At 35.3% G+C, this 13,973-nt stretch carries 14 protein-coding genes; 6 read left to right on the top strand and 8 right to left on the bottom strand.

Annotated features, from left to right (window positions below; genetic code table 11):
* Nucleotides 1-20 precede the first annotated feature (20 nt).
* From FLAVO9AF_RS07875 to FLAVO9AF_RS07865, 3 genes are all read right to left on the bottom strand, one after another.
* Nucleotides 21-692 (bottom strand): DUF2461 domain-containing protein, encoded by a 672-nt coding sequence (locus FLAVO9AF_RS07875; protein WP_159686765.1) that lies wholly within the window; start codon nt 690-692, stop codon nt 21-23.
* Nucleotides 693-694: 2 nt separating this feature from the next.
* Nucleotides 695-1,393 carry a thioredoxin domain-containing protein gene (locus FLAVO9AF_RS07870; RefSeq protein ID WP_159686762.1) on the bottom strand — a complete coding sequence of 233 codons (699 nt, stop codon included), beginning with the start codon at nt 1,391-1,393 and terminating at the stop codon, nt 695-697.
* A gap of 194 nt (nt 1,394-1,587) precedes the next feature.
* Complete coding sequence (locus tag FLAVO9AF_RS07865; RefSeq protein WP_159686759.1) at nt 1,588-2,667, bottom strand: DNA replication/repair protein RecF; 1,080 nt, start codon at nt 2,665-2,667, stop codon at nt 1,588-1,590.
* 201 nt (nt 2,668-2,868) lie between these two features.
* Between FLAVO9AF_RS07865 and FLAVO9AF_RS07860 the strand changes: the two genes are divergently transcribed.
* The 6 genes from FLAVO9AF_RS07860 (at nt 2,869) to FLAVO9AF_RS07835 (ending at nt 9,350) form a co-directional block, all read left to right on the top strand.
* On the top strand, nt 2,869-3,642 hold the full coding sequence (locus FLAVO9AF_RS07860) for a tol-pal system YbgF family protein (protein WP_159686756.1): 774 nt from the start codon (nt 2,869-2,871) through the stop codon (nt 3,640-3,642).
* Nucleotides 3,643-3,963: 321 nt separating this feature from the next.
* Entirely contained in the window at nt 3,964-4,536 is a 573-nt protein-coding gene (gene ribH / locus FLAVO9AF_RS07855; RefSeq protein ID WP_159686753.1) for a 6,7-dimethyl-8-ribityllumazine synthase, read from the top strand.
* 174 nt (nt 4,537-4,710) lie between these two features.
* Nucleotides 4,711-6,576, top strand: coding sequence for a DNA mismatch repair endonuclease MutL (gene mutL / locus FLAVO9AF_RS07850; protein ID WP_159686750.1), 1,866 nt, complete (start codon nt 4,711-4,713; stop codon nt 6,574-6,576).
* On the top strand, nt 6,573-7,331 hold the full coding sequence (locus FLAVO9AF_RS07845; RefSeq protein WP_159686747.1) for a rhomboid family intramembrane serine protease: 759 nt from the start codon (nt 6,573-6,575) through the stop codon (nt 7,329-7,331). The genes mutL and FLAVO9AF_RS07845 overlap by 4 nt, the downstream gene beginning before the upstream one ends.
* Before the next feature lie 57 nt (nt 7,332-7,388).
* Nucleotides 7,389-8,255: a rhomboid family intramembrane serine protease gene (locus FLAVO9AF_RS07840; RefSeq protein ID WP_159686745.1), complete on the top strand. Its 867-nt coding sequence runs from the start codon at nt 7,389-7,391 to the stop codon at nt 8,253-8,255.
* A 51-nt stretch (nt 8,256-8,306) separates the two neighbouring features.
* Nucleotides 8,307-9,350 carry an endonuclease/exonuclease/phosphatase family protein gene (locus FLAVO9AF_RS07835; protein WP_159686742.1) on the top strand — a complete coding sequence of 348 codons (1,044 nt, stop codon included), beginning with the start codon at nt 8,307-8,309 and terminating at the stop codon, nt 9,348-9,350.
* 135 nt (nt 9,351-9,485) lie between these two features.
* On the opposite strand, the gene FLAVO9AF_RS07830 is transcribed toward FLAVO9AF_RS07835, so the two are convergent.
* The 5 genes from FLAVO9AF_RS07830 to FLAVO9AF_RS07810 all read right to left on the bottom strand — a co-directional run bounded on the left by FLAVO9AF_RS07830 (nt 9,486) and on the right by FLAVO9AF_RS07810 (nt 13,973).
* A complete protein-coding gene (locus FLAVO9AF_RS07830) occupies nt 9,486-10,109 on the bottom strand; it encodes a WbqC family protein (protein ID WP_159686739.1) in 624 nt (207 codons plus the stop codon).
* A gap of 78 nt (nt 10,110-10,187) precedes the next feature.
* Complete coding sequence (gene lepB, locus FLAVO9AF_RS07825; protein ID WP_159686736.1) at nt 10,188-11,744, bottom strand: signal peptidase I; 1,557 nt, start codon at nt 11,742-11,744, stop codon at nt 10,188-10,190.
* Between the two features lie 38 nt (nt 11,745-11,782).
* Nucleotides 11,783-12,487: a 4-hydroxy-tetrahydrodipicolinate reductase gene (gene dapB, locus FLAVO9AF_RS07820; RefSeq protein ID WP_159686733.1), complete on the bottom strand. Its 705-nt coding sequence runs from the start codon at nt 12,485-12,487 to the stop codon at nt 11,783-11,785.
* A 26-nt stretch (nt 12,488-12,513) separates the two neighbouring features.
* Nucleotides 12,514-13,074, bottom strand: a complete 561-nt coding sequence (locus tag FLAVO9AF_RS07815; protein WP_236552296.1) for a DUF5683 domain-containing protein — start codon at nt 13,072-13,074, stop codon at nt 12,514-12,516.
* On the bottom strand, nt 13,074-13,973 hold the full coding sequence (locus tag FLAVO9AF_RS07810; RefSeq protein WP_159686730.1) for a ParB/RepB/Spo0J family partition protein: 900 nt from the start codon (nt 13,971-13,973) through the stop codon (nt 13,074-13,076). The genes FLAVO9AF_RS07815 and FLAVO9AF_RS07810 overlap by 1 nt, the downstream gene beginning before the upstream one ends.

The following is a 13,973-nucleotide window of genomic DNA, read 5'->3' as shown; positions in this document are numbered from 1 at the left end:
TTTTGTCTGTTGCAAACAGGTTATTCTATTTCTAAAGCTCTGTTGAGGAATTCGTTTAGCGGTCGCAAAGCAATCATTTTTTGGACCATTAACGGAATGAAATCTTTGTGCGTCAAAAGTTCAGGCTTGAAGTTTTCTGTAGCGGTATAGCTTTTTAACTTTAAAAATTCAATGGCTGGGTTGTCTTTTTCGCAGCCTCTTGGTGGATTTTTTAGCGTTGAATTTTCGTCACGATTCAGTGCTTTGTAATTAGACACGAAATCTTTGTCGCTAGTTATGGCTACTAAATCGTCATAAAAAAAGTTGATTTCTTTTCGAATTTTCTGAATTTGTTCGGGTTGAGGACAATACATTCCACCACCAACAAAAGGGTTTTCAGTATCGATTTGTAAATAATATCCAGCCGATTCTACATTTTTTGCGCCAGTAGAAAGCCAAATGCCTAAATGGGTTTTGTAAGGTGATTTATCCTTTGAAAAACGAATATCACGATTGATTCTGAATACACAGTTTTTTACTTCCAAAAGTGCTAAAGTTGGGTCCAAAGGCTTCATACTATCCAATAGGTCAGATGTTAGTTGGTAGTATTCTTTTTTTACAGCTTCGTATCGTTTTTTATTGTCTAAAAACCACTCTCTGTTGTTGTTGGTTTTTAAATCTTTCAAGAATTGTATCGTACTTTCCGAAACCATAGTTATAGTATTTGTTTTTTCAAATCTTCTTCGCTTACAAAACCGCTACTTTTCCATTTAAGGTTGTTGTTTTCGTACAAAAGTAAGGTTGGAAGTTCTTCTACTTTTAGTTCTTTCATAATGGTTTTATTTTCATCGGCGTTCAAACGAACAATAACAACTTTGTCGCTATTTTCTTTTTGCATTTTTAATATGAAAGGTTCCATTTTTTTGCAAGGCGCACACCAAGGCGCGAAGAAATTGATTAGTACTTTTTTGTCTGACTTCAAAAGTGCTTCAAATTGTTGACGGTTTATTCCAACAAGTTTATCACTTGGTTTTGAAAGGCCAGCCGCTTCCCATTTTAGAATACCACCTTGTAGGTCATAAATGGTTGTAAATCCCATTTCTGCTAATTTTGCTGCAGCTTTATTGCTGCGACTTCCTGCTTTGCAGTATACAAATACGGGTTTTGTTTTGTCTAATGTTGCAGCATTTGTGGCAAAATCAGCATTGAGCCAATTGACGTTTTTGGCATTTTCAATATGGTCGCCTGCAAATTCTTGAGGGGTTCTTACGTCAAGGATTTGTGCGTTAGGGGTGTTTTTTATTTTCTCTGCAAAAGCTGAAGCTTCTAGTAGTTGTATGTTTTTTGAAGTTTGACTTTGACAAGAAGTAAAACTAAAAAGCATTGCCAATGCGATGATAATAATGTTTTTCATATATGTAAAATTTATTTTTTAGTGGTCATATATGCAATCGCCTTTTATTTATTGGTGTTTGCTTGCAGCAAACTCTTTGTTAATGGCGATTTCATAGGTATTGAATGATTTTATGTAAAAGTAATTATTTTTTAGGCTTTGGTTGAAATAAAACACTTCAAATCTTGAATGCTAAAGCGTGTTCTTTTTGTTTGCTACAAATTGAAAACGGTATAGCTTTGATAAGTCGATTGCAGTATGGCCTCAGTTCTTTCGGGATGAGTGTCCGAAATAAAGAGTTGTCCAAACGAATCGTCTTTTACCATTTCGATAATTTTGGCTACTCGAAATTCATCTAGCTTATCAAAAATATCATCAAAAAGCAGTATTGGTTTTACGCCACTTTGTTGTTTCAGAAAATCAAATTGAGCCAGTTTTAGCGCAATCAAAAATGATTTTTGTTGGCCTTGTGAACCAAATTTTTTGATAGGAAACGAATCAATCTCAAACGACAAATCGTCTTTATGGATGCCAACGCTGGTGTACTGTAACGCTCGGTCTTTGGCTAAATTTTCATTTAGTAAGTTCAAAAGAGAATTTTCATAAAGATGACTTTCATAAACCAATTGTACTTGTTCTGCGCTTCCTGTAATGGCTTGATGATGCTTATTGAAAATGGGTAAAAATTCGGCAATAAAGGCTTTCCTTTTTTCGAAAAGTAAGGCAGCAAAACCATCCAATTGCTCGTTGTAAATAGATAAGGTGTCCTTGTCAAAAACGTGATTCAAAGCAAAATACTTCAATAAAGCGTTGCGCTGACTGATTGTTTTTTGATACTGAATCAATTGCTGTAAATAGGTCGCGTCGAGTTGCGAAATCACGCTGTCCATAAACTTTCTTCGGGTTTCGCTGCCTTCTATAATAAGGTCACGGTCGGCAGGCGAAATAATTACCAGTGGAATAAAACCAATGTGGTCCGAAAATTTGTCGTAGGCTTTTCCGTTTCTTTTTAAAATCTTTTTTTGCCCTTTTTTGATGCTGCAAACTATTTGTTCGTTGCGCTCATTTTTTTCAAACAAAGCATCAATTACAAAAAAATCCTCACCGTGTTTGATATTTTGAATGGCCAGCGGATTGAAATAACTTTTACCGTAAGCCAAATGATAAATGGCATCCAGAACATTCGTTTTTCCAATTCCGTTTTTGCCAACAAAACAATTAATCTTGTTGTCAAATTCAAATTCAGCTTCGGCAAAATTTTTATAATTGAATAAAGAAATTTTTTTTAAATACATAGTGAAAGCTCCCTTTTTATGGACAACAACCTCGTTTATGAGGGCTAGTTTAGAGGGGCGCAAATTATTGAAAATTATCCATATTATTAAGGTTTTCAAGAATTGAAAAAAGAAAGAAGATAAAACTGAATATAAAATCAATTTTTTTTACGTCTGTTTCAATAAAAATTTTATTTTTGCGGCTCACTAAATTAATTTTAAATGGCTACTTACAGCAAACGAGGATATAAAACACCAAAAGAGAAAGAAGTAAAAGAACCAATCGAAGAAGTTCAAATTAATGAAAAAGACAGTGCTACAGCTGAAGTTTTCTCTAAGCTAGACGAAACAGCATCAAGAACTGAAGATTTTGTTGCCAAAAACCAAAAAATCATTATTGGTATCGTAGCAGGTATTGCTTTGATAACTGTAGGATATTTAGCGTACCAAAAATTTATTGCTACTCCACAAGAAGAAGAAGCAGCTAACGAAATGTTCGTAGCCCAACAAAACTTCCAAAAAGCAACTGACGGTGTAGCTAGTGATTCTTTATACAAATTATCATTAAACGGGTCTGAAGGTAAATTCGGATTTATCAAAATCGCTGACGAATATTCAGGAACTTCTGCTGGAAATTTAGCCAACTACTATGCGGGTATTGCTTACCTAAATACAGGTAAATATGCAGAAGCAATCTCTTATTTAGAGAAATTCAAATCTGATGACATTATCCTAAGCGCATTGGCAAAAGGAGCTATTGGAGATGCTTATGCTCAAACCAACAAGCAAGAAGAAGCTTTAGATTTTTATGTAAAAGCAGCTGAATCGAACAAAAACGATTTTACTACGCCACGTTTCTTGATGAAAGCTGGTAAAACGGCTTTGAGCTTAGGCAAAAAAGAAGACGCTTTGAAATACTTTACAGATATCAAAGAAAATTATGACGCAACTCCAGAAGCTGCTGTTGTAGATGGATTGATAGGATTAGCGCAATAAAAAGCACTTTTTTCCAAAATAATTTGAGGTTAGAAACCAAAGGAGTTCGAATTAATTTTTGAATACTTTCATTTCTAACCTCTTTTTTTATGCCTATATTTACTACTGTTTTTTAGGAGCAGCAACAATAGGCTTTTCAGCGAAAATCGTCCCGCTGTCCTTCCTATCTTTTGTATACAGCTGTCAGGTTTTATCACCTGCCAGCTGTATACAAAAGGATATTCCCTCCCATCGGGGCTAGGAGTAATGTTTTTGCTTTTTTGGCATCATTCTTAAAAGGCAACAAAAAGTACAAGAGTTTAATTTAAATAAAACAATACAATGGCAACCGTAAACAAAAATTTATCGGATTATAATAAAAACGAAGTTCCAGATGCCAAAGATTTCCGTTTCGGAATTGTGGTTGCAGAATGGAATGAAAATATAACAGAAGGGCTTTTCAATGGCGCTTACCAAGCCTTGATAGAAAACCAGGTGCCCGTTCAGCACATTATCCGTTGGAATGTTCCAGGTAGTTTTGAGCTGATTTATGGAGCTAAAAAAATGCTTCAAACTCAAAACGTAGATGCGGTTATCGTGATTGGTTGTGTGATTCAAGGTGAGACCAAACATTTCGATTTTGTTTGCGAAGGCGTTACCCAAGGCATCAAAGACCTAAACGTACAAACCGATATTCCTGTAATTTTTTGCGTACTAACCGATAATACGATGCAACAATCGATAGACAGAAGCGGAGGAATTCACGGTAACAAAGGTACCGAAGCCGCCATCGCAGCTATAAAAATGGCATACATTCGTCATCAAGCTACGCTAACGCATCAATTTCAACATCAAAATCTTTTAGGAGCTGGCGCTTTGCAAATTGAAGACAAGCCATTACAACTTGAAGAATAGCGTTATAATTTCTTAATTTATACAACCTATACTTCGAATTTTAAAGTATAGGTTTTTTGTTTTTTTTATGAGTGCGACGCTAGCAAAACCCAATAGTTTTTGCTTAAATTTGTCCTCCTCGGTTTTTGATTTTTTTAATCACAAATCCTTAATCTCTAAATCTAATTTTTTTTAATGTCGAGTATTATTCAATTGCTGCCAGATCACGTCGCTAACCAAATTGCTGCTGGAGAAGTAGTGCAAAGACCTGCATCTGTAGTCAAAGAATTGCTAGAAAATGCAGTCGATGCCAAAGCAACCGACATTAAATTAATCATAAAAGATGCCGGAAAATCACTGGTACAAGTCATAGATAATGGCGTTGGAATGAGTGTGACAGATGCGCGTTTGTGTTTTGAACGCCACGCTACTTCTAAAATCCGTTTGGCCGAAGATTTATTTTCATTAAACACCAAAGGGTTTCGTGGAGAAGCATTGGCTTCTATCGCAGCGATTGCCCACGTAGAAATGAAAACCAAGCAAGATCAAGACGAATTGGGTACTCACATTATCATCGAAGGAAGTAAGTTTGTTTCCCAAGAAGTCGCTGTTTTACCCAAAGGAACATCTTTTGCCGTAAAAAATCTTTTCTTTAATATTCCAGCCCGTCGTAATTTCCTAAAATCGGATACTGTTGAATTTCGTCACGTGGTCGATGAGTTTCAACGTGTGGTTATGGCGCATCCCAAAATTCATTTCACTTTTTATCACAACGGAAATGAAATGTTCAATTTGCCTCCTGCCACTTTGCGTCAGCGTATAGTTGGAATTTTTGCTGGTAAAACCAATGAAAAGTTAGTTCCAGTTAGCGAAGAAACGGAAATAGTAAGCATTCAAGGTTTTGTTAGTAAACCCGAATTTGCAAAAAAGAGTAGAGGAGAGCAGTTTTTCTTTGTCAATGACCGATTCATAAAAAGTGGCTATTTGCACCACGCGGTAATGGCAGCTTTTGATGGTATTTTGAAAGATGGTTTGCAACCTAGTTACTTTTTGTACCTCACCGTTGAGCCCAATACGATTGATATCAACATTCATCCTACAAAGACTGAAATTAAATTTGACGATGAACACGCTTTGTATGCTATTCTAAGAGCTTCTATTAAGCATAGTCTTGGGCAATTTAATGTAGCTCCTGTATTGGATTTTGATAGAGATGCCAATTTGGATACACCGTATCATTATAAAGATTTGGAAGGTTCTTTTCCTACGATTGAAGTTAATGGTAATTTTAACCCTTTCGCTGAATCGACTCCAACACCTCAAAAATCCTATTCAAGTTATAAGAAACCAGAAGCTACGGCAAGTTGGGAAAGCTTATATGTTGGGTTAGAACCAGAGATAGAACGTGACCCAGAACCCGAGCAATTTTCTAGTATGGCTTTTGAAACAGATGCGATTTCTTCCTCATTGTTTTCGGATAACGAAGTAGAACAAGCGGTTCAAAAAACATATCAAATTCATAAAAAATATATTGTTTCGCCTATAAAGTCAGGAATGGTTATTGTCGACCAACAGCGCGCTCACCAAAGAGTGTTGTATGAGCAGTTTTTGGCCAATATGACTATGCACCAAGCGGCTAGTCAGCAGTTGTTGTTTCCGTTGAATTTATTCTTTTCGACCGATGAAATGGCGTTGATTGCAGAATTGCAAAGTACATTGACTGCAACAGGCTTTGTTTTTGATACTTCGGCTACAGACCATGTGGTGATTTCAGGTATTCCTGTTACGATTTCAGAAAGTGAAGTGGCTTTGGTCATCGAACAATTATTAGCTGATTTGCACGATGGGATTCCAGAAAATAGTTTTAGTCAAAGCGATACGATAGCCAAATCAATGGCCAAAAGTTTAGCAGTAAAAACAGGAACGTACTTAACCGAAAAAGAACAAGAAAATGTGGTAAACGGTCTTTTTGCATGTAAAGAACCCAATATTTCTCCTTTTAATAAACCTACTTTCATTACTATGCGTGTGGAAGATTTAGATAAAAAATTTGCTGTATGATGAATATCACACCTACCGTTAAGCAATTGTTGATTATTAACGTGCTGTTTTATATTGGTTCTATGATTGTGGGCGAACCCGCGTATCGTTTATTGTCTATGTATTATTTTGACAATCCAGATTTTCATGTGTGGCAAATTTTCACGCATATGTTTATGCATGCTCCATTACCAAATGTCATGCATATCTTGTTTAATATGTTTGCTTTGTATTCTTTTGGTTCTGCCTTAGAGCACTTTTGGGGCGGCAAAAAGTTTTTGTTTTTTTACATTTCATGTGGATTAGGAGCGGCTTTGTTGCATACAGGAGTGAATTACTATTTCTTTGAAAATGGCTTGAATACTTTAATTTCAAATGGTTTTACTAAAGCTGATATTTTGCAAGTTTTGAATGAAGGAAAAATAAATACAAGATGGCAAGAATTGCTTACAGTTACTGAGTTCAATGAGTTTGTAGGAGCTTATTTTGGGACAGTAGTTGGCGCTTCAGGAGCAATTTACGGACTGTTGGTTGCCTTTGCTTTTATGTTTCCTAATGCAGAGTTAGCATTGATGTTTATCCCAATTCCAATCAAAGCAAAATACTTTGTGCCAGGATTATTATTAATCGATTTATATTCTGGTGTAACAGGAGGTTCTATTTTTGGCGGTTCTTCAGGAATTGCTCACTTTGCGCATTTGGGAGGTGCTCTGCTAGGTTTCTTGATGATGTGGTACTGGAAAAAAAATCAATTCAATAACAATCGTTGGAATTAAAAAAGATAGTTCTTTTTTATAGCTTTGCTTATATTTGAGTCATTAATGCATCACTTTATGAATATATTCGATGATTTAAAATCGCGTTACCGTTTGGGAGATGTTGCATTGCAATTCATTTTCTGGAATGTAGGCATCTTTTTAATCTCTATACCTCTTTTTTACCAATTTAAGTTTGGTCAATTTGTTTTTCCTGATTGGATTGCTTTATCATCAGACCCTTTGGTTTCTTTACGACATCCTTGGACATATCTATCGTATGCTTTTTTTCACGACGGGATTGGTCATTTATTTTTCAATATGCTTGTCTTGCATTTTTGTAGTCAATTATTTTTGACCTTTTTTACTACTAAGCAGTTTGTGGGACTCTATGTGCTAAGTTCTATTTTTTCGGGGATAGTGTTTGTGGTTTCTTATTATTTTTTACAGTATACTTCGTTAATTGTTGGAGCTTCGGCAGCAATTTATGCAATATTGGTAGCCACTACAGCCTATCAACCTCTAATGGAAGTGCAATTGTTTCTTTTTGGTAGAGTAAAGTTGTGGTACATAACAGCTTTTGTTTTATTGCTTGATGTGCTTCAATTTCGTTTAGAGAATATGGGCGGGCACATCGCTCACTTTGCTGGTGCCTTTTTTGGTTTTTTATTTATAAAACTATTGGTTAATGGTTTGGATTTGAGTAAATTGGTTTCTGGAATAACTGATTTTTTTATGAGTTTGTTTCAAAAGAAAGAGAAAAAACCGTTCAAGAAAGTACACGTTAATTACGCAAGAAAAGAACCAACAAGAACGACTTCTAGAATTGTTACTAAAGACAAAACCCAACAACAAATCGATGAAATTTTGGATAAAATTAGTCAGTCGGGTTATGATTGTCTGACCAAAGAAGAAAAAGAATTTTTGTTTAAAGCCGGAAAATAATGTCGTTTTAGATGCAGTACATCTAAATCTTCAACTTGAAACTAATAAAAAATGAAAAACCTATCTTGGTTCAATAAAATAATGTTTTTCTTGAATATAGTGCTAACTGTATTCACCTTTACGGCTTACATTTTTCCTTTTTTGTCGCCCAAAGTGTTTCCGTTGTTTGCGGTTTTTACCCTTTTTATGCCTGTCTTTTTTGTGCTTAACGGTTTGTTTTTCATTTATTGGGGAATTCAGTTCAAAAAGCGAATGATTCTATCGGGTTTGGTATTACTGATGGGGATTACTTTTATCAATAAATTTTACAAGTTTTCACAAAAAGTCCACCCTGAGTCTCCAAAGGACTTTAAAATAATGAGTTACAATGTCCGTCTTTTCAACGTATTCAAATGGATTGATAGAGACGACATACCAGAAGTAATTTTGGCTTTTATCAATCAAAACAATCCTGATATTCTGTGCATTCAGGAATATTCCAACCACGGGAATATTGATTTAAAAGTCTATCCCTATCGTTATATTTTTATTGAAGGCGACAAAATTCGTACAGGTCAAGCCATTTTTTCAAAATTTCCTATAATTAATCAAGGCAATATTGTTTTTCCTCATTCTAACAATAATGCCATTTTTGCCGATATCAAGCGAGGAAAAGACATTATTCGCGTATATAATATCCATTTTCAATCCATAAAAATTTCGCCAGACGTACACGAAATTTCCGAAAATATCGAAGTCATCAATCAACAAAAATCACAGAAATTATACAACCGAATTAGCAAAGCTTTCAGGCAACAACAAGAACAAGCCGAAATTTTTATCGCTCATAAAAAAGAATGTACCTATCCGTTAATCATCTGTGGCGATTTGAACAACAGCGCCTTCTCGTACGTGTATCGCAATGTAAAAGGCAAATTGAGAGACACTTTCGAAGAAGCCGGAAAAGGCTTTGGGCAAACCTATACCTTTCGATACTACCCTGCGAGGATTGATTATATTTTTGCAGACAATCAAATGGAAGTTAAAGATTTTCAGAGTTTTCCCGAGTTTCAAAACTCAGACCATTATCCCATCATAGCCAAATTGAGTTTTTAAAAGTAGTTTTAGGAGCGAAACAAAAGGCTTTTTTGGAGTTATGGTTTCCCGCTTTTCGCTATAATCTTTTGTGCCGAACCCCGGCACAAAAGGATTTCCGCTTCAATCGGGGCTAAAGGACCGTCAATAGGTAATTTATTTCACAATAATCTTTTGATTTTTCAGATAATCCAAAGCAAATTTTCCTTCATTAAAAATCAAATCCAACACACTTAAGTTGTTAATAAAGCCGTGTTTATCATCAAAAACTTGAGTATAGGTTTCAAAAACATTAGGGTCTTTTTTGCCATTTACTAGGCTTCGAGCGTCAAAAATGTCATCTGCTACTTCGTGAAAATATTCATCTGTCTTTTTAAATTCTAGCGGATATCTTAGGCATTTTTCCACTAAAGCAATGGTTTCAAAATTCAAATCCATCAAAAAGTGGTGTTTTTTTTCAAAAAATGGCATAAAATCATCTTCAAAAAACTCAAAGAAAGGAGAGCTTCTATAACCCGCTTCAAGCGATTTAAAGTGCTGCTTTTGCCAATCAAAATCATTTTCAATGGTAATGTCTTTTGTTTTTTGATGTCCTTTGTTGGCGTGCTTAATAGGAATATTTAGCATTTGAATCCCATTCGGGCTATAAATGTAAGTTCTATTTCTATTCGTCTGTTTTTGAAAATTATCTTCAACTTCAAAGGTCACCACTTCCGACTGTACCATAGCCGCAAACTGACTGATAGAAGGGAAATACGAGGGGTGTATTAATGTATTCATACTACTTTTTTTAAAGTCAAAAGTCATATCTATCCGAAAAGGAAAAATATGACTTTTGAAGAAACGTTGTACATTGGGTTAAATCTCAGTTTTAGCTTTTCTTTTTTTCCAAAAATATTCTCCAATAAAGAAAGCAACTAAAGCAAATAAGAAGTACTTGAAATAAGATTGTGGTTGGCCTTCTCCGCTAACCGTTGTGAAAACGCGGTCCCAACGGATTTTGTTGATGCCTTTTCCGTTAGTATCCCAACTCAACCAAATAAAAATAGGTTTACCCACAATATGGTTTTCTGGAACAAATCCCCAATAACGACTGTCTTCAGAGTTATGGCGATTGTCTCCCATCATCCAATAATAATTTTGATCAAAAGTGTAATTAGTAGCTACTTTACCATCAATTCTGATTTCGGTTCCGTTTACTTCTAATTTTTTATTTTCATAATCGGTTATGATATTTTTGTAAAAAGGAAGCGTTTCTAAATTCAAAGCCACCGTTTTTCCTTTTTGCGGAATATAAATTGGTCCGTAGTTATCTTGATTCCAGTTTTTGGTATGAGGAAAGACACTTTTCTCTCCTCCTTTTGAAATTATTCTAGTCACCGAAGTAATACCTGGTACTTGTTTAAAGCGTTCAGCTCCAGCAGCCGTTAGGGCACTAATAAATAAAGTATCTCTTTTTTGGTCATCTAAAAAGCCTGCAGGGTCTGTAATGTCTAGTTCTTTGAATAAAGTTTCAAAATCAATTGGCGTTTTACCATCCAAAGCCAATTTGTATGAATATTGAGGTTTGGCTCTTTCTGGTAAGATAAGTTCTTTTCCATCAATGTAAATTAAACCATCTTTTATAGATAAATTATCGCCAGGTAAACCTACACAACGTTTTACGTAGTTTGATTTTTTATCGATAGGTTTGTCAACACGCAAACCAGATTTGTCTCTAAATTTATATACTGTGTCTACTGGCCAGTTGAATACTACGATATCATTTCGTTTGATGTCTTCGATAGAAGGGAATCGCATATATGGCAATTGTGGCCAATTTAAATACGATTTTTTCTTAGTTAATGGAATGGTGTCGTGAACCATTGGCATTGCAACGGTAGTCATCGGAACTCTTGCTCCATAGTTCATTTTGCTTACAAACAAAAAGTCTCCTACCAATAATGATTTTTCCAAAGATGAAGTCGGAATGGTAAATGGTTGAATGAAATAAGTATGAACAATCGTAGCAACAATAACTGCAAATAGCAATGAGCTTACAGTATCAGCCGCTTTGTGGTCAGGCGCTGTGTCTCTGTCTGCTATATAATTTAATGGTTGTGTATAATTGATGTAATACAAATAAAAACCAAAGGTTAGGATTACCAAGATAGTGTCTACTGTTGAGCGTCTTCCAAAACTACGTAAGGTTTCTACCCAAACCACAGGAAACATAATTAAGTTGATTACTGGAATGAACAATAAAATCGTCCACCAAGTTGGTCTACCGATTATTTTCATTAATACGATGGCATTGTAAATAGGAATAGCCGCTTCCCAGCGTTTTCTTCCTGTACTTTCGTACATTTTCCATGTCCCCAAAAAATGGACTATTTGAATAACTAAAAAGAATACAAACCAAGAATATAGTGTCATAGGATTCGGTATTTTTTAAAACTAATGTAGCTCTATGATTATTTAAAATTTAAAACATCTTTCATTGTGAAAACGCCTTGTTTTCCTGCCAACCATTCTGCAGCAATGACAGCACCTAAGGCAAATCCTTCTCTGTTGTGAGCAGTATGCTTGATTTCGATGGCGTCGATAGGGGAATTGTAGGTTACCGTATGCGTACCAGGTACTTCCCCAGTTCTAATGGCTTCAATGTGGAGTTCGTTTTCTTTTGGACTTGCATCCAAAGTCCATTTAGAATAGTTACTATGTTCCATAACTCCCTCGGCTAGGGTTATAGCCGTTCCGCTTGGTGCGTCTAATTTGTGGATATGGTGAATTTCCTCCATTGACACTTTATAAGAATCGTAAGGAGCCATTATTTTTGACAAATAGGAATTCAATTCAAAAAAAAGATTTACTCCTAAACTGAAGTTAGAGCTAGAAATAAAACCACCCTTTTTTTCTTTACATAAGGCAATCATTTCGTCATAGTGTTCTAACCAACCAGTAGTGCCAGAAACTACAGGGACATTGTTGTTAAAACTAGCCGAAATATTGGCAACTGCTGCTGCTGGGACACTGAAATCTATAGCAACATCGGCTTTTTCTAGTCCTTCGTAAGTATTGAATTCGTCTTTTTTCAAAACAATTTCGTGGCCTCTTTCAAGTGCAATTCTTTCAATTACTTGGCCCATTTTTCCGTATCCTAAAAGCGCAATCTTCATTTTTTTTGATTTAAAATAAGTACTTCTTAAAAAGTATAATTGAAAGTTAGTCCAACGTTGGGACGAAACGTTACATCGTTTGGGTAAATTTCAGGTTTTAAAGAAAGATTTTCATTTACATTAAACTGAATTAAAGCCGCATCTACATTGGCGTCTATAATGTTTAAAACATAAAAACCAACGGTTACTAATGCCGATAAATCTCTGTTGCGTTGGTAGAATTTTTGTCCTGCAATGAGTCGGCTATTGTCTAAATAAGAAAATTTATCATCGTTGTAGCCTTCTAATCTTCTTTTGTAAGCATCCCGGTATTGATTGTATTTTCTATTATTGTCAATATAAAAATACAAGCTTGTGCCTATTCCAGCATAAACTAATGGAATTTTCCAATACTTTTTATTGTAGGCTTGACCTAAACCTGGCAAAATAGCAGAGTAAAAAGCAGCTTTTGCAGGTGTTAGTGGGTCAATATCATTGGATTGGACAGTGTCTTTTGCAACTAAACCTTCCGTTTTTTTATCTTGTGCAAAAACAAAACCATTCCCGAGAAAAAAAGTGAGGATACATGTGGTTAGGAATTTAGTCACTACCCTTTGATTAATTTGATAATTCGGTTTAAATCTTCTTGAGAGTGAAATGGAATTGTTATTTTTCCTTTTCCGTTACCAGCCACTTTTAAGTCTACTTTGGTTCCAAAATAAGAATTAAAACTGTGTTGTTGTTCGTCATCAATTTCAAAAGCTGCAGATTTTGAAGGGGTATTAGATTTTGGCAACAAACTTTCGTGATAGTTTTTTACCAAAGTTTCTGTTTCACGCACAGATAGATTCTGGCTAACAATTTTCTGATACATCTGGGCTTGTACGTCTAAATCCTCAACATTGATGATGGCACGACCATGTCCCATACTGATGAAACCGTCTCTAATTCCAGTTTGAATAATTGGGTCTAGTTTTAAAAGACGTAAATAGTTGGCAATGGTAGAACGTTTTTTACCCACTCTTTCACTCATTTGTTCTTGAGTCAACTGGATTTCATCCATTAAACGTTGGTAGGAAAGTGCAATCTCAATTGGGTCTAAGTCATGACGTTGAATGTTTTCCACCAAAGCCATAACCAATGATTCGTTGTCATTGGCAATTCGTATGTATGCAGGCACTGTGGTAAGTCCTACTAAAACAGAAGCGCGCAAACGACGTTCCCCAGAAATTAATTGGTATTTATTAAAATCTAATTTACGAACCGTAATAGGTTGAATCACACCTAATTCTTTAATAGAAGTGGCTAATTCACGCAGTGATTCTTCATTGAAATTAGTCCTAGGTTGAAATGGATTAATTTCAATAGCATCAATTTCAAGCTCAATAATATTACCAACAACTTTGTCTGCATTTTTATCCTCAACCGATTTAATATCGTTTTCAGGGTCTTTTAATAATGCGGATAATCCTCTACCGAGTGCTTGTTTTTTTACTGCTTTTGTCAT

The sequence above is a fragment of the Flavobacterium sp. 9R genome (genome assembly GCF_902506345.1).
In the GTDB taxonomy this organism is placed as follows: Bacteria; Bacteroidota; Bacteroidia; order Flavobacteriales; family Flavobacteriaceae; genus Flavobacterium.
The sequence above is the reverse complement of the archived record's forward strand: the minus strand, read 5'-3'. Positions and strand labels throughout refer to the sequence as shown.